12 protein-coding genes, 5 tRNA genes and 2 pseudogenes are annotated in these 14,764 nt (G+C 70.7%); 13 read left to right on the plus strand and 6 right to left on the minus strand.

Annotated features, from left to right (window positions below; genetic code table 11):
• From AC0666_RS29110 to AC0666_RS29125, 4 genes and pseudogenes are all read right to left on the minus strand, one after another.
• Positions 1 to 140, minus strand: a pseudogene (locus AC0666_RS29110) (ATP-binding protein); the annotation flags it as partial.
• Complete coding sequence (locus tag AC0666_RS29115) at positions 121 to 516, minus strand: DUF742 domain-containing protein (RefSeq protein WP_356847674.1); 396 nt, start codon at positions 514 to 516, stop codon at positions 121 to 123. The gene AC0666_RS29115 and the pseudogene AC0666_RS29110, both read right to left, overlap by 20 nt.
• A 148-nt stretch (positions 517 to 664) precedes the next feature.
• On the minus strand, positions 665 to 1,078 hold the full coding sequence (locus AC0666_RS29120; RefSeq protein WP_308407201.1) for a roadblock/LC7 domain-containing protein: 414 nt from the start codon (positions 1,076 to 1,078) through the stop codon (positions 665 to 667).
• Positions 1,079 to 1,087: 9 nt separating this feature from the next.
• A complete protein-coding gene (locus AC0666_RS29125; protein WP_478708656.1) occupies positions 1,088 to 4,813 on the minus strand; it encodes a sensor histidine kinase in 3,726 nt (1,241 codons plus the stop codon).
• A gap of 557 nt (positions 4,814 to 5,370) precedes the next feature.
• Here AC0666_RS29125 and AC0666_RS29130 point away from each other — a divergent pair.
• The 9 genes from AC0666_RS29130 (at position 5,371) to AC0666_RS29170 (ending at position 9,394) form a co-directional block, all read left to right on the plus strand.
• Positions 5,371 to 5,556: a hypothetical protein gene (locus AC0666_RS29130; RefSeq protein WP_361723301.1), complete on the plus strand. Its 186-nt coding sequence runs from the start codon at positions 5,371 to 5,373 to the stop codon at positions 5,554 to 5,556.
• A gap of 97 nt (positions 5,557 to 5,653) precedes the next feature.
• Positions 5,654 to 6,460 carry a fumarylacetoacetate hydrolase family protein gene (locus AC0666_RS29135; protein ID WP_468581242.1) on the plus strand — a complete coding sequence of 269 codons (807 nt, stop codon included), beginning with the start codon at positions 5,654 to 5,656 and terminating at the stop codon, positions 6,458 to 6,460.
• Entirely contained in the window at positions 6,453 to 7,928 is a 1,476-nt protein-coding gene (gene gltX / locus AC0666_RS29140; protein ID WP_468581240.1) for a glutamate--tRNA ligase, read from the plus strand. Before AC0666_RS29135 ends, gltX begins: the two co-directional genes overlap by 8 nt.
• A gap of 159 nt (positions 7,929 to 8,087) precedes the next feature.
• Positions 8,088 to 8,816 (plus strand): HAD family hydrolase, encoded by a 729-nt coding sequence (locus tag AC0666_RS29145; RefSeq protein ID WP_468581239.1) that lies wholly within the window; start codon positions 8,088 to 8,090, stop codon positions 8,814 to 8,816.
• An 86-nt stretch (positions 8,817 to 8,902) separates the two neighbouring features.
• Positions 8,903 to 8,974: transfer RNA gene (locus AC0666_RS29150), tRNA-Gln, on the plus strand.
• 27 nt (positions 8,975 to 9,001) lie between these two features.
• Positions 9,002 to 9,074 (plus strand) — tRNA-Glu (locus AC0666_RS29155).
• Positions 9,075 to 9,137: 63 nt separating this feature from the next.
• A tRNA-Glu gene (locus AC0666_RS29160) sits at positions 9,138 to 9,210 on the plus strand.
• 24 nt (positions 9,211 to 9,234) lie between these two features.
• Positions 9,235 to 9,306: transfer RNA gene (locus tag AC0666_RS29165), tRNA-Gln, on the plus strand.
• A gap of 15 nt (positions 9,307 to 9,321) precedes the next feature.
• Positions 9,322 to 9,394: transfer RNA gene (locus AC0666_RS29170), tRNA-Glu, on the plus strand.
• A gap of 159 nt (positions 9,395 to 9,553) precedes the next feature.
• On the opposite strand, the gene ndgR is transcribed toward AC0666_RS29170, so the two are convergent.
• Positions 9,554 to 10,270, minus strand: a complete 717-nt coding sequence (gene ndgR / locus AC0666_RS29175; RefSeq protein WP_478708657.1) for an IclR family transcriptional regulator NdgR — start codon at positions 10,268 to 10,270, stop codon at positions 9,554 to 9,556.
• A 184-nt stretch (positions 10,271 to 10,454) separates the two neighbouring features.
• On the opposite strand from ndgR, the gene leuC reads away from it, so the two are divergent.
• The 4 genes from leuC (at position 10,455) to AC0666_RS29195 (ending at position 13,657) form a co-directional block, all read left to right on the plus strand.
• Positions 10,455 to 11,879 (plus strand): 3-isopropylmalate dehydratase large subunit, encoded by a 1,425-nt coding sequence (gene leuC, locus AC0666_RS29180; protein WP_468581238.1) that lies wholly within the window; start codon positions 10,455 to 10,457, stop codon positions 11,877 to 11,879.
• Positions 11,880 to 11,882: 3 nt separating this feature from the next.
• On the plus strand, positions 11,883 to 12,476 hold the full coding sequence (leuD, locus tag AC0666_RS29185; RefSeq protein WP_478708658.1) for a 3-isopropylmalate dehydratase small subunit: 594 nt from the start codon (positions 11,883 to 11,885) through the stop codon (positions 12,474 to 12,476).
• Positions 12,477 to 12,613: 137 nt separating this feature from the next.
• The gene (locus AC0666_RS29190) at positions 12,614 to 12,841 is read left to right on the plus strand and encodes an SCO5555 family protein (RefSeq protein ID WP_361723322.1); all 228 of its coding nucleotides are present in this window, start codon (positions 12,614 to 12,616) and stop codon (positions 12,839 to 12,841) included.
• Positions 12,842 to 12,985: 144 nt separating this feature from the next.
• On the plus strand, positions 12,986 to 13,657 hold the full coding sequence (locus AC0666_RS29195) for an HU family DNA-binding protein (protein ID WP_468581235.1): 672 nt from the start codon (positions 12,986 to 12,988) through the stop codon (positions 13,655 to 13,657).
• Between the two features lie 305 nt (positions 13,658 to 13,962).
• Here the strand turns inward: AC0666_RS29195 and cofC are convergent.
• A pseudogene (cofC, locus tag AC0666_RS29200) lies at positions 13,963 to 14,616 on the minus strand (2-phospho-L-lactate guanylyltransferase); the annotation flags it as partial.
• Between the last annotated feature and the right edge of the window lie 148 nt (positions 14,617 to 14,764).

Genomic DNA, 14,764 nt, shown 5'->3' on the forward strand with positions numbered 1-14,764 from the left:
CGCAGCGGGTTGATCTCGGAGACCGCGCCGACGAACGTGGTCTTGCCCACGCCGAAGCCGCCCGCCACCACGATCTTCGCGGAGGTGGTGGAGCGGGTCGCCCCGCCGGCAGAACCTCCGTTAGAGCTTGCGAAGTCCACTGAGCACCCTTTCGAGCAGCGTTACGTCCGGCGTGCCGCCGGCCTCTCCATTGCCCGGCTGGTGGATGGCCACCATGCCGGCTTCGGCCAGGTCGGCGACGAGGATCCGCGCGACGCCGAGCGGCATCGACAGCAGTGCGGAGACCTCCGCGACCGACTTGACCTCGCGGCACAGCGTGCAGATGCGCTGGTGCTCGGGCAGCAGGGTGGACAGGTGCATCGGATCGGCCGTGGTGCTGACCAGCGCCTCGATGGCGAGCTGGTAGCGCGGTCGGGTCCGTCCGCCGGTCATCGCGTACGGGCGTACGAGCGGCTGGTCGCCTTCCGAGTACGACGAGTCGCCGTACGCATCGGGGTAGGCGGGGGGCGGGGTCATTGATCCTCCGGGCTGGACAGCAGTGGTCAGCGTGCCGTCTGACGGGGCGGCCGGTGGGGGGACGGGATGACGGCCTGGCGGTGGTACTGGAATCCGGGGAAACCCCGGTCCCCCGGCCGGAAGTACCGTCCGGCCGGGAGATGGGACGTCAGATGAGCAGGCTTCCCTGGAGCTCCGAGCGCAGTTCCGGGGTGAGGACACTGCCGGCACGGTCCACGAGGAGGGCCATCTCGTAGCCCACGAGGCCGATGTCGCACTCGGGGTGCGCGAGCACCGCGAGCGAGGACCCGTCGGAGACGGACATGAGGAAGAGGAATCCGCGGTCCATCTCGACCACGGTCTGGTTGACGGCGCCACCCTCGAAGATGCGGGAGGCTCCGGCGGTCAGCGACGTCAGACCGGAGGCCACGGCCGCCAGCTGATCGGCGCGGTCGCGCGGGAAGCCCTCGGACATCGCCAGAAGGAGGCCGTCGGCGGAGACCACCACCGTGTGGGACACCCCGGGGGTGTTGTCCACGAAGTTGGTGATCAACCAGTTCAGGTTCTGTGCCGCCTGGCTCATCGAACTCAACTAACGCTCCTGCTGGTAAGTGGGGTCGATGTGGTAACTGCCGGTCGCCGGGCCGTTGTTTCCGGCCTGACGACCCTGCTGGATACCGCGTCGGAGGTTCGTCAGACGGCCGCGGACGTCGTCCGGTGCACGCGAGACCTGCGGACCGGCCTGCGCGTCGGTCTGCTGCTGCGCCGTGCCGGCCACGAGGTTCGCCCGCGGGACCCGGCGGGGCAGCCCCGAGGTGGTGATGCCGCCCGCGGCGGGCTGGCGCACGCGCTCGGCCTGCCGCATCAGCTCGTCGTTCGGCGAGGACCGCCAGCTGACGGTCGGCGTGCTGCCGGTCGCCTGGGCGGAATCGGCAGCGAGCTCCTGGCCGCGCTGGGGCAGCGGCTGCTGGGCCCGCTGGCGCTGGGCCGGGGCGGCCTGCTGCTGCGGCTGCTGGGGTGCGGCCGGGGCCTGCCCGGGAGCCTGGGGGCCCTCCTGGTGGAACCAGTTCGACTCCAGGGTGTCGAAGATCGGGCTGCGGGCGTCACCGGGGCCGGCGGCCGGCGGCAGGGCCTCCGGCTGGTGGGCCTGCGGCAGCTGCGGAGCCTCGGCACGCGGGGCGGGAGCGTAACCGCCGGGCTGCTGGGCCTGCGGCTGCGGGGCGTAGCCGCCGACACCGGGGCCGCCGGGCCGCGGGGCCTGGTAGTCCGGGCGGGCGAACTGGTCCGTGGTGGAGGCGTCCGCCGGGCCGCGCAGCTCCGGCCGCTCGAACTGGCCCGTGGCGGACGGGCCCAGGGGGGTCCGTACGTCGGGACGCTCGAACTGGCCGGTGGTGCCGGCGCCGCCACCCGCCTGCGGGCGGGGGGCGTTGAAGTCGGGGCGCGGGAACTCGGCCGTGGCCCCGGGGCCCGAGAGCTCGTCGTGGCCGCGCGGGACCTCCTGGCCACCGTGCCGGGCAGCCGGCTCAGCGCCCCAGCTGGTGGTCTGCGGAGCCCCGGCAGGGGAGCCGCCCGTACCCGGGAGCTCCGGACGCGCGGCGCCGCCGCGCGGCGGCAGCTGCGGCCGCGGGCCGCGCTGGGCCGGCGCGCCGGGTGCCTGGGCCGGGGAGCCCGGTCCCGCGGGGGCGGCGGACTGCGGCGACTGCGGCCGCTCGAAGCCGTTGCCCTGCGGGAAGCCGCCGGGGCCCTGGGCGGAAGGAGCCGAAGGTGCCGAAGGAGCCTGGGGAGCGGCCCCCGGACGCTGCTGCGGGCCGCCGGCCGGACCACGGCCCGGCAGCGGAGCACCGCCGCCGAAGGCACCCTGGGCCTGACCGGTCGGCGCGGCCGGAGCACCCTGCGGGCGCCCGCCCGGGCCTGCCTGCGGCCGGCCGCCCGGGCCGCCGCCCTGGAGGGCGGCACGCTGGCCGCCGCCGGCGACCTGGCCGCGCTGCGGGGCCGCGCCGACGGGCTGGCGTGCACCGCCGCCGGGACCGGAGCCCTGCGGGGCGGAACCGCCCTGACCGCCGGGACCGGCGGAACCGGGACCGCCCTGGCCCGGCATCGGACCCGGCTTCTTGCCGCCCTGGGCGACGTCCACCGGGAGCATGACGAGGGCCGTGGTGCCACCCGAGTCGGAGGGGCGCAGCTGGATGCGGATGCCGTGTCGCAGGGACAGGCGGCCGACCACGAACAGGCCCATGCGGCGGGAGACGGAGACGTCCACGGTCGGCGGCGAGGCGAGCCGCTCGTTGATCGCGGCGAGGTCCTCGGGGGACAGGCCGATACCGGTGTCGTGGATCTCGACGAGCACCCGGCCGTCGGGCAGTGCGTGACCGGTGACCTTGACCTTGGTCTGCGGGGAGGAGAACGAGGTGGCGTTCTCCAGCAGCTCGGCGAGCAGGTGCACGAGGTCGTTGACGACGCGGCCGGCGACGTCGGTGCCGGGCACCGACGACAGTTCGATGCGCTCGTACTGCTCCACCTCGGACGCGGCGGCACGGAGGACGTCGACGAGCGGGACGGGGCGGGTCCACCGGCGGCCCGGCTCCTCGCCCGCGAGGACGAGGAGGTTTTCGCCGTTACGGCGCATACGGGTCGCGAGGTGGTCGAGCTTGAAGAGCGAGGAGAGCTGGTCCGGGTCGGCCTCGCGCGACTCCAGCTCGGAGATGAGCGAGAGCTGGCGCTGGATGAGGCCCTGGGAACGGCGCGAGAGGTTGGTGAACATCGCGTTGACGTTGCCCCGCAGCAGGGCCTGCTCGGCGGCGAGGCGGACGGCCTCGCGGTGCACGTCGTCGAAGGCCGCGGCCACCTGGCCGATCTCGTCGCGGGTGTGCAGGCCGACCGACTCCACGGACGTGTCCACGTCCTGCGGGTCCGCCTCGGACAGCTGCTTGACGAGCTCGGGGAGGCGGTCCTGGGCGACCCGGGTCGCGGTGTCCTGGAGGCGGCGCAGCGAGCGGATCATCGAGCGGGCCATGACGAAGGCGCCGACGAGGGAGACACCGAGGACGAGGAGGATGAGCGCACCGTTGATGATGGCGTCGCGCTGCGACTCGTTCTTTAGCTCGCGGGCCTTCTGCTCCATGTCTTCGAGCAGCGTGAGCTCGATGACCTTCATGGCCTGGATCTTGGTGTCGTCCGCGTCGTACCAGTCCAGCCAGGAGCGGTACTGCTGCTCCTTGGCGAACTGGCCCTGGGTGGACAGGACGCGACGGGTGTAGTGGTCGGCCTTGCCGATCTCCGCATTGCTGTCGCCGAGCGACGCGAGGAGCTCCTCGGGCTTGCCCTGGTAGACGAGCTCGAAGGTCTTCTTCGCCTGGCTCTCTCCGCGCAGCGCGGAGAGGGCGTAGAGGCGGTCGTTCTCGGTCAGCGAGCCCTGCTTCTCGTTGCTGTCGGGCAGCGAGGCGGAGATGACGGCGCGCTGGATCGAGGCGTACTCCTTGGCGGAGGAGAAGGCCGCCAGGGCGCGGGTACGCTTGATCATCTCCGGGTTGGAGGTGGCCTGCGCCATGTCCTGGGAGAGCGACAGCAGCGAGACGATCAGCGCGTTGTACTCGGTGACGGTCTGCTGGGCGCCGTTCTGGTACGCCTTCTTGCGGATTTCCTCGATGCCGGTGAGCTGGCGGCCGATCTGCAGGATGTTGTTGCGGATCGACTTGAGGGTCTCGTCCTTGTCCTCCGCGCCGTCGACCTTGTCGGTCGCGGCGGCGAAGGCCTTGGCGGCGGCGTCGGTCTGGTCGCGGACGCCCTGGACGAGGCTGTTCGCCCTGCCGTCCTTGGCCACCGACATCGGACCCGCCGACTTGTCCCGCTCCTCCTGGAGCATGGCGGCCAGGTTGGTGGCCTGCCGGGTCATGGTCGTCAGCAGCTGCATGTGCTCCAGCTGTGCGATGTCGTTGAGCGAGTCGTTGATGCGGAAGCCACCGAGCGTGGTGGCGGCGACGACCGGCAGGGTCAGCAGCGACACCAGTCGCGTGCTGATGCGCCAGTTCTGCATGTGCAGGCGGGAACCGGGCCCGGGAGGGGCCTTGGGTATCGCCGTGTCCTGGCCGGCCGGCTCCTCGCTCGGCGCCTTGCCCTTGAGGCTGCGGCGGCCCTTCGCCCTCACGGTGGCGGAGGAGTCGGCGCCTGCGCCTTCGACAGCCGGCCCGCGGTTCTGGGCGTGCTGGGGCGAGGAGCCACGGTCGGTCCCGCCGCGCGGTTCCTGCTCCGACGCAGCTTCCCCTCGGCCCTGGTGGGCCTGGGGAGAACCCTTGCCATCCCTCTTGAATCGTCCCTGCACTAGCGTCGCAACCTCTGGACCAGGCGTCCCGCCGGGCGACCGGCGGAACGGTGTCGAGTCGTGGGGCGCTTGCGGCCCCATGGTGGTCGTCGGTGACCGGCGCGTCTCCCTCTCCTTGCCGCCGCGCGCGGCGCTGTCTCGCGCCACCTGCGCGCCGGCTGTTCCCGCGGCGGTCCCGCGAATTCCAGCACAGTGGCGGATCTCCAACAAGGTGCGCGTGTCGGCCCGGAGCGGCGGCCACGAAGGGTGACGCGACGAATACGAGGCGTGCGACCGCTTTCAGGGCGAATCGGACTTACATCATTCAAATGCGCGGGGTGTCAAGGTGTCCCAGTCGAGATGATCAGGAGCGGAATGGCGCATTCAGTGGCGTAATGTCTGTTTCGGCGGCGGAAATTGACTGCCACTTATGTCCGGATTGCCTGGTCCCTGGTGAGCAAACTCACATAGCCGTGGCCATTACTTCCCGGTTCAGGGAGGGATTCGGATGTTTAGCCTTGCCCTTTAAAGGGTTGGCAACCGCCATCCGCCCCGCGAGCCGAGGACCCCGTACTCCGATGAAGACGACGATGATGTTCCGCAACATAGCCAACCCCCGCCGCACCACCCTCGCGCACCTGAAGGACGCCGAGGAGCTGCAGGCGACCGCGGCCCCGGAGCACTCCGTCGAGCTCCCCACCCAGACGGCCAACCCGCGCCGCACCGTCCTCATGGACGCGCCCGTCGCCCCCGCCGCGCAGTAGTCCCCGGCAAAAGGAGCGCGAAGCGCCGCTGCCTGCCGCGTTAGCCTGGAGTCCGCAGACTCCAGCCAGCGGAAATACAGAGGGGCAGACGCAACACGTGCGCATCGCCAGGTTTTCCATCGACGGCAATGTCGCGTTCGGCGCGGTCGAGGGCAGCACGGCCCCGGGCGCCGAGGGTGAGCTCGTCCTCGACATCATCAAGGGCATCCCGTTCGCGGACTTCGAGCTCTCGGGCACGAAGGTCCCGCTGAGCAAGGTCCGGCTGCTGCCGCCCGTGCTCCCGAACAAGGTCGTGGCCATCGGCCGCAACTACGCGGAGCACGCGGCGGAGCTCGGGAACGCCATCTTCGACGATCAAGGCCGGCCGGACGCGCCGATCACCTTCTTCAAGCCCTCCACCTCGGTGGTCGGCCCGGGCGACCCCATCACGTACCCGTCCTTCTCCCAGGACCTCCACCACGAGGCGGAGCTCGCCGTGGTCATCGGCCGCATGTGCCGCGAGGTCCCCAGGGAGCGCGTCAAGGACGTCATCCTCGGCTACACCTGCGCGAACGACGTAACCGCACGCGACGTGCAGCAGCGCGAGAAGCAGTGGGCCCGCGCCAAGGGCTTCGACAGCTCCTGCCCCCTCGGCCCGTGGATCGAGACCGACCTGGACCCGACCGACCTGACCATCCAGTGCACGGTCAACGGCGAACAGCGCCAGCTCGGCCGCACCAGTGACATGGTCCGCTCCATCGAGGACCTGGTCGTCCACATCACCGAGGCCATGACGCTGCTCCCGGGCGACGTCATCCTCACGGGGACCCCGGCCGGAGTCGGCCCCCTCAACGTCGGCGACGAGGTCGCCGTCACCATCGAAGGCATCGGCACTCTCACCAACAAGGTGATCAAGCGTGGTTAACGGACCCGTCCGCGTACGTTTCTGTCCCTCCCCGACCGGCAACCCCCACGTGGGTCTGGTCCGCACCGCCCTGTTCAACTGGGCGTTCGCCCGCCACCACGGCGGTACGTTCGTCTTCCGCATCGAGGACACCGACGCGGCCCGTGACTCCGAGGAGTCGTACGACCAGCTCCTCGACTCGCTGCGCTGGCTCGGCTTCACCTGGGACGAGGGCCCCGAGGTGGGCGGACCGCACGCGCCCTACCGCCAGTCGCAGCGCATGGAGATCTACGCGGACGTCGCGAAGAAGCTCAAGGACGGCGGCTACGCGTACGACTGCTACTGCACCACCGAGGAGCTCGACGCCCGCCGCGCCGCCGCCCGCGCGGCCGGCAAGCCCTCCGGCTACGACGGCCACTGCCGCGAGCTGACCACCGTGCAGCTGGAGGCCTACCAGGGCGAGCACCGTTCCTCGATCGTCCGCTTCCGGATGCCCGACGAGCCGATCACCTTCACCGACCTGGTCCGCGGCGAGCTGACCTTCACGCCGGAGAACGTGCCGGACTTCGGCATCCTGCGGGCCAACGGCGCCCCGCTCTACACGCTCGTCAACCCGGTCGACGACGCGCTGATGGAGATCACCCACGTGCTGCGCGGCGAGGACCTGCTGTCCTCCACCCCGCGCCAGATCGCGCTCTACAAGGCGCTGATCGAGCTGGGCATCGCCAAGGGCGTCCCGGAGTTCGGCCACCTGCCGTACGTCATGGGCGAGGGCAACAAGAAGCTCTCCAAGCGCGACCCGGAGTCCTCGCTCAACCTGTACCGCGAGCGCGGCTTCCTCCCCGAGGGCCTGCTGAACTACCTCTCCCTCCTCGGCTGGTCCTTCTCCAAGGACCAGGACATCTTCTCGATCGAGGAGATGGTGGCGAAGTTCGACATCCCGGACGTGAACGCGAACCCGGCGCGCTTCGACATCAAGAAGGCCGAGGCGATCAACGCCGACCACATCCGGCTGCTGGACCCGAAGGCCTTCGCCGACGCCTGCACCCCGTGGCTCCAGGCCCCGCACGCCAACTGGGAGCCGGCGGACTTCGACCCCGAGGCCTGGGCGGCCATCGCGCCGTACGCCCAGACCCGCGTGACCGTCCTGTCGGACATCACCGCCAACGTCGACTTCCTGTTCCGCAAGGAGCCGGTCGAGGACCAGGCGTCGTGGGACAAGGCGATGAAGGGTGAGCCCGCGGCGCTGCTGACGAGCGTGCGCGCCCACCTGGAGACGGCCGACTGGAGCGACCCGGAGTCCCTCAAGCAGGCCGTCCTGACCGCCGGCGAGGCCCACGGCCTCAAGCTGGGCAAGGCCCAGGCCCCGGTCCGCGTGGCCGTCACCGGCCGCACGGTCGGCCTGCCGCTCTTCGAGTCCCTCCAGATCCTGGGCCGGGAGCGGTCCCTGGCCCGCATCGACGCGGCGCTGGCGAAGCTGTCCGCGTAGGGCGACGCGCATCCCGCAGGGGGCGGCGGACCGGGGAGCCGGTCCGCCGCCCCCTGCGGCGTTCCCGGGGCTCGGGGCACGGGCGGCCGCCCGCGCCCCGAGTGACGAACTTCTCCGTCGCGCCCGCGCAGGGCGGGTCCGCGGCGTAGCCTCGGCGGTATGCCGATCCGTGCCGTCCTGTGGGACATCGACGACACCCTCTTCGACTACACCGGTGCGGACACCGCCGGACTGGCGCGGCATCTCGCCGCGGAGGGGCTCGACGGGAAGTACGGGACCGCGGCGGAGGCGCTCGCGCTGTGGCGGCAGCTCACCGACCGCCACTGGGCGCGCTTCGCGGCCGGGGAGGTCAGCTTCCCCGGGCAGCGCCGAGACCGGGTGCGGGACTTCCTCGGTGCGCCCGGCATGGGCGATTCCGAGGCCGAGGGCTGGTTCGACCGCTACGTGGAGCACTACAAGGCCGCCTGGGCGCTGTTTCCGGACGTGGTGCCCGTACTCGACGCCCTGGCCGGCCGGTACCGGCACGGGGTGGTCTCGAACTCCTCCAGCGCCAACCAGGACCCCAAGCTGCGCCGGCTCGGGCTGCGCGAGCGCTTCGAGGTGTTGGTGTGCGCCGTCGAGATCGGGGTCAGCAAGCCCGAGGCTGCGGCCTTCCTCGCGGGCTGCGAGGCGCTCGGGCTGGCTCCGGGCGACGTGGCGTACGTGGGGGACCAGCCGGAGATCGACGCGCGCGGCGCCCGCGACGCGGGACTGACGGCGGTGTGGCTCGACCGGGACGGCACGCGCGGCCCGGGGCCCGAGGGCGTGCACCGGATCGCCGGGCTCGCCCAGCTCCCGGACCTGCTGGCCGCAGATACCCGTTTTGGAGCACGGTCAGGCATCCGGTAATGTTCTTTCTGCGCCGCCGGAGCGGGCCGAAAGGCCGGACGGAGGCGCCACTCAAAAGAAAGTTCCGCAAAGAGCTTGACTTTTGGTGGGGTATAGTGTAATTGGCAACACGAGGGTTTCTGGTTCCCTTATTCTAGGTTCGAGTCCTGGTACCCCAGCGCAGTGCAGTGGTAACGCAGTGCTTTGCCCCCGTTGTGTAGCGGCCTAGCACGCCGCCCTCTCAAGGCGGTAGCGCCGGTTCGAATCCGGTCGGGGGTACAGATCCTTCCCGCAAGGTCTCCATTGGGTAGCTCCCGGACGTCTTGATGCAGGATCGCTAGGGCCCCCGTTGTGTAGCGGCCTAGCACGCCGCCCTCTCAAGGCGGTAGCGCCGGTTCGAATCCGGTCGGGGGTACTGTTGGTCTGGTATAGACCACATTGGGCTATGGTGTAATTGGCAACACGAAGGTTTCTGGTTCCTTTGTTCTAGGTTCGAGTCCTGGTAGCCCAGCGCAGTAACAAGCAAGCCCCCGTTGTGTAGCGGCCTAGCACGCCGCCCTCTCAAGGCGGTAGCGCCGGTTCGAATCCGGTCGGGGGTACGCACGGAAGAGGCCCTCCGCGTTCATCGCGGAGGGCCTCTTCGCTGTGTCCGGCACCACCCGCGACAGACGTAAGTACGGGCCCGGCGGCGCGTGTTCGGACGTGTGCGGCGTCGTACGCGCCCCCGGGCCCGGGGGAGTGGGTGAAGGGTCGCGGGCTCAGGCGGCCCGGCGCAGGGCCTCGGTCAGGCGGGCCGCCGCGTCGATGACGGCCTGGGCGTGCATCCGGCCGGGGTGGCGGGTCAGGCGCTCGATCGGCCCTGAGACCGACACGGCGGCCACCACGCGGTTCGACGGCCCGCGCACCGGCGCCGAGACGGAGGCCACGCCGGGCTCCCGCTCGCCGATCGACTGCGCCCAGCCGCGGCGCCGTACGCCCGACAGGGCCGTCGCCGTGAAGCGCGCGCCCTGGAGGCCGCGGTGCAGCCGCTCGGGCTCCTCCCAGGCCATCAGGATCTGCGCGGCAGAGCCGGCCTTCATCGGGAGCGTGGAGCCCACCGGGACGGTGTCCCGCAGGCCCGACAGCCGCTCCGCCGCAGCCACGCACATGCGCATGTCGCCCTGACGCCGGTAGAGCTGCGCGCTCTCGCCGGTCACGTCACGGAGGTGGGTGAGTACCGGTCCCGCCGTGGCCAGCAGGCGGTCCTCGCCGGCCGCGGCGGCGAGCTCCGCCAGCCGCGGTCCGAGGATGAACCGGCCCTGCATGTCCCTCGCCACCATCCGGTGGTGTTCCAGTGCCACGGCCAGGCGATGTGCCGTGGGTCGTGCGAGCCCTGTCGCCGCGACCAGCCCGGCGAGGGTGGCCGGACCGGACTCCAGTGCGCTCAGTACCAGAGCTGCCTTGTCGAGAACGCCGACGCCGCTAGAGTTGTCCATGAAACGATATTCACGTCTCACACTGTGAAACGCAAGTTCAATTTTTCCAAGAACCAGCGAGTCTGTATGTGCGGGTCCACGAATCACTGGGTCCGAGCCGTCGTCCGGCACGTGGGGTACGGACGATCCGGCGCACCAGATCTCTATGAAGCGCCGGCCGACGAGGCCGGCCGGAGGGAAAGCGATGGGTAGGACACTCGCGGAGAAGGTCTGGGACGACCATGTCGTCCGGCGCGCCGAGGGCGAGCCCGACCTCCTCTTCATTGATCTGCACCTGCTGCACGAGGTGACCAGCCCCCAGGCCTTCGAGGGCCTGCGGCAGGCCGGCCGCAAGGTCCGGCGGCTCGACCTCACCATCGCGACCGAGGACCACAACACCCCCACCCTCGACATCGACAAGCCGATCGCCGACCCGGTCTCCCGGGCCCAGCTGGAGACGCTGCGCAAGAACTGCGCGGAGTTCGGTGTACGCCTGCACTCGCTCGGCGACGTCGAGCAGGGCGTCGTCCACGTGGTGGGACCGCAGCTGGGCCTGACCCAGCCCGGCACCACCGTGGTCTGCGGCGACTCGCACACCTCGACGCACGGCGCCTTCGGCGCGCTGGCCTTCGGCATCGGCACCAGCCAGGTCGAGCACGTGCTGGCCACCCAGACGCTGCCGCTGGCCCGCCCCAAGACGATGGCGATCACGGTCACCGGCGAGCTGGCCGAGGGCGTCACCGCGAAGGACCTGATCCTGGCGATCATCGCCAAGATCGGCACCGGCGGCGGCCAGGGCTACATCCTGGAGTACCGGGGCGAGGCCGTCGAGAAGCTGTCGATGGAAGCCCGCATGACCATCTGCAACATGTCGATCGAGGCCGGTGCCCGCGCCGGCATGATCGCCCCCGACCAGACCACCTTCGACTACCTGGAGGGCCGCGACCACGCCCCCCAGGGCGAGGAGTGGGACGCGGCGGTCGCGTACTGGAAGACCCTGCGCACCGACGAGGACGCGGTCTTCGACGCCGAGGTCGTCATCGACGGCTCCGCTCTGTCGCCGTTCGTCACCTGGGGCACCAACCCGGGCCAGGGCGCGCCGCTGTCGGCCAGCGTCCCCGACCCGGCTTCGTACGAGGACGCTTCGGAGCGCCTGGCCGCCGAAAAGGCCCTGGAGTACATGGGGTTGACCGCCGGGCAGCCGCTGCGGGACATCAAGGTGGACACCGTCTTCGTAGGTTCCTGCACCAACGGGCGCATCGAGGACCTGCGCGCCGTCGCGGGCATCATCGAGGGCCGCAAAGTCGCCGACGGCGTACGGATGCTGGTCGTCCCCGGCTCCGTCCGGGTCGCCCTGCAGGCCGTCGAGGAGGGCCTGGACAAGGTCTTCAAGGAGGCCGGGGCCGAATGGCGGCACGCGGGCTGTTCGATGTGCCTGGGCATGAACCCCGACCAACTGGCCCCCGGTGAGCGCTCCGCGTCCACCTCCAACCGCAACTTCGAGGGCCGCCAGGGCAAGGGCGGGCGCACCCACCTGGTCTCCCCGCAGGTGGCCGCCGCGACCGCGGTACTGGGCCACCTGGCCTCGCCCGCCGACCTGTCCGACGCCATCGCCCCCGCCGGAGTCTGAATCATGGAAGCCTTCACCACGCACACCGGCCGGGCCGTCCCGCTGCGCCGCAGCAACGTCGACACCGACCAGATCATCCCGGCCCACTGGCTGAAGAAGATCACCCGTGACGGGTTCGAGGACGGGCTCTTCGAGGCCTGGCGCAAGGACCCCGAGTTCGTCACGAACCGCCCGGAGCGCGCCGGGGCGACCGTGCTCATCGCCGGCCCGGACTTCGGTACCGGATCCTCGCGCGAGCACGCCGTCTGGGCCCTGCAGAACTTCGGGTTCAAGACGGTCATCTCCTCCCGGTTCGCCGACATCTTCCGCGGCAACTCGCTGAAGAACGGTCTGCTGACGGTGGTCCTGCCGCAGGAGACCGTCGACCGGCTGTGGGAGCTGACCGAGGCCGACCCGACGGCCGAGGTGACGGTCGACCTCGTGGCCCGCCAGGTCCGCGCGGCAGGCATCGAGGCGGAGTTCGAACTCGACGACAACGCCCGCTGGCGTCTGCTGGAGGGCCTGGACGACATCTCGCTCACCCTTCAGAACGAAGCGGACATCGCCGCGTACGAAAGTGCCCGGCCCACCTACAAGCCGCGTACGATTCGGGCCTGATTCCGGCCTGATCAGCGCTTATTCACCTTTGGGTGATCACATCGCCCCCGCTGTGCCCTCCGCCTTCCGGCGGGGGGCACAGCTGTGTGTTGAGGCCCCGTGAGGCGACAACTCGCCCCAGATGGCACAATCTGTGCATGGAACGCGACAGTCAACTTGAGCTCTACGAACTCGTCGCGGACCGGTTGAAAGAAGCACATGCAAGGGTGCGCGCACTGCAAGTCCCGGAGGGCGTAAGGATGGCGCTGTCCCGGAAGCTGTTGGTCGCCACTGCCACGGCGAAGCATGATCTCGCCGACGCGGCAAGGCGCCTGGACAGGTTGATGAAGGACCTCGACGAGGGTCGATTCCCTGAAGGCGACTGATGCGAAGGAACTCCGTAACGGACTGCACCGTTGCGGCACTAGGGTGATTAGCCCGTTTCGTGTTTGATTTGCGGTATATATCCGCCTAACGTGCGAAATAAGCTTGAACACATTCGTTCTGGCGAAGTCTCCGAAGGGGAAGACGTGAACAAGGCGCAGCTCGTAGAAGCGATTGCCGACAAGCTGGGCGGCCGCCAGCAGGCCGCGGACGCTGTCGACGCGGTACTGGACGCCATGGTCCGCGCCGTGGTCGCGGGCGACCGGGTCTCGGTCACGGGCTTCGGCTCGTTCGAGAAGGTCGACCGCCCGGCCCGCTACGCCCGCAACCCGCAGACGGGTGAGCGCGTCCGGGTCAAGAAGACCTCGGTTCCCCGCTTCCGCGCGGGCCAGGGCTTCAAGGACCTGGTCGCCGGCACCAAGAAGCTGCCCAAGGGCGGCGAGGTGTCCGTGAAGAAGGCCCCCAAGGGCAGCCTGAGCGGCGGCGCTTCCGTGACGGTCAAGAAGGCCGCGGCCAAGAAGGCCACCACCGCCAAGAAGGCGGCGGCGAAAACCACGGCCGCCAAGAAGACCACCGCGAAGAAGACCACCCCCACCGCGAAGAAGACGGCGGCCAAGACGACCACCGCGAAGACCACCGCGGCCAAGAAGAGCACCCCCACGGCGAAGAAGGCCGCGGCCACCGCCAAGAAGACCACGGCCACGGCCAAGAAGACGGCTCCGGCGGCCAAGAAGGCCACCGCGAAGACCACGGCGCCCGCCAAGAAGACGACGGCGCGCAAGACCACCGCGAAGAAGACCGCGACCCGCAAGAAGTAGGGCCGCAGGTCACACACGCCGGGCCGGTTTCCCTTCCGGGGAAACCGGCCCGCGGTGCTGTTCCGGTGGAACCGTTCTTGCAGGTCAGAGGGGAAGACTCAGAAGGTCTGGAGGGTGACCAGGGTGATCCGCAGACCGGCCCCCTCGCCCTCCGTCTCGATCCGCACCCGCTGCCCCGGGCGCAGCAGCCGCAGGCCCCCCGCCTCGAACGCCGGGGCCTCGAAGGGCACCGGGGTGCCGTCGTCCAGCAGCACGCTGCCGCTGTGGGTCTGGGAGTCGTACGTGTACGCGGTCGCCTGCATACGGGCACTGTATCGGGCCGTGTGACGGCCCACGCCGAGGGCGAGGGCGGTCCGCAGGTCCGCCGCCGTGTCCACGTCCCGGCGCACGCTGTCCACGTCCGACAGGGCGATTTCGGCGGCCCCCGACGCCGAATGGCGGGCCCGCGACGGGCCGCCGAACGCGGGTGCCAATTCCGTGTGCGGGGCGGCGGAAAGCAAGGTCGTCCCGATTCCCGCCGCATCCGCCAGAAATGCCCGGGGAAATACCGAAGCGGCTTCGAGCACGCGTAGCAATTCCGGGGGCCGCAGGGCGGGGAGATCCGCGTTCATCGCCCCGACCGCTGCCCCGGGGCGCCCCGCGCGTATCGCCCGCGCCCCGTGGGCCAGCGCCGCGTTGAGCCCGGCGCCCGGGGCGTCCGGCACGATCCGGGCCCCCAGCCGGGCCAGTTCCGTCCCGGCCTCGGCGTCGTCCGTGACGACCACCACATCCGCGACGGCCGGGCAGGCCAGCGCACCGGCCACCGTGTCCTGCGCGAACGCCAGCGCGAGCCCCGGCCGGGCCGCGCCCACGGCCGCCGCGAGACGGCTCTTGGCCACCGCGAGCGGCTTCAGCGGGACCACCAGACTCCAGACGGCGTTCGTGACGGACCCCTTCCCCCGCTGCGTGCACTCGGCCATGCCCGGACCACGGCCAGGTCACGGCCCGGTCATGCATCGGCCCATTGTCACCTCTGCCCGGGCAACCCGGAGGTACGGCGGTGCGGGCGGGGCGTACGGTGTTCTCGACAGAGACCGGACCCGGCACCACACGTGTCCGGCCGACGAG

This window comes from Streptomyces sp. NPDC043680 (assembly GCF_056436685.1).

Excerpts from the sequence above, each read along its gene's own strand:
- AC0666_RS29190 (WP_361723322.1), top strand. The coding sequence starts at position 12,614 with ATGGAACGCGACAGTCAACTTGAGCTCTACGAACTCGTCGCGGACCGG.
- AC0666_RS29130 (WP_361723301.1), top strand. The coding sequence starts at position 5,371 with ATGAAGACGACGATGATGTTCCGCAACATAGCCAACCCCCGCCGCACC.
- ndgR (WP_478708657.1), bottom strand. The coding sequence starts at position 10,270 with ATGGACAACTCTAGCGGCGTCGGCGTTCTCGACAAGGCAGCTCTGGTA.
- leuD (WP_478708658.1), top strand. The coding sequence starts at position 11,883 with ATGGAAGCCTTCACCACGCACACCGGCCGGGCCGTCCCGCTGCGCCGC.
- AC0666_RS29115 (WP_356847674.1), bottom strand. The coding sequence starts at position 516 with ATGACCCCGCCCCCCGCCTACCCCGATGCGTACGGCGACTCGTCGTAC.
- leuC (WP_468581238.1), top strand. The coding sequence starts at position 10,455 with ATGGGTAGGACACTCGCGGAGAAGGTCTGGGACGACCATGTCGTCCGG.
- AC0666_RS29120 (WP_308407201.1), bottom strand. The coding sequence starts at position 1,078 with ATGAGCCAGGCGGCACAGAACCTGAACTGGTTGATCACCAACTTCGTG.
- AC0666_RS29145 (WP_468581239.1), top strand. The coding sequence starts at position 8,088 with ATGCCGATCCGTGCCGTCCTGTGGGACATCGACGACACCCTCTTCGAC.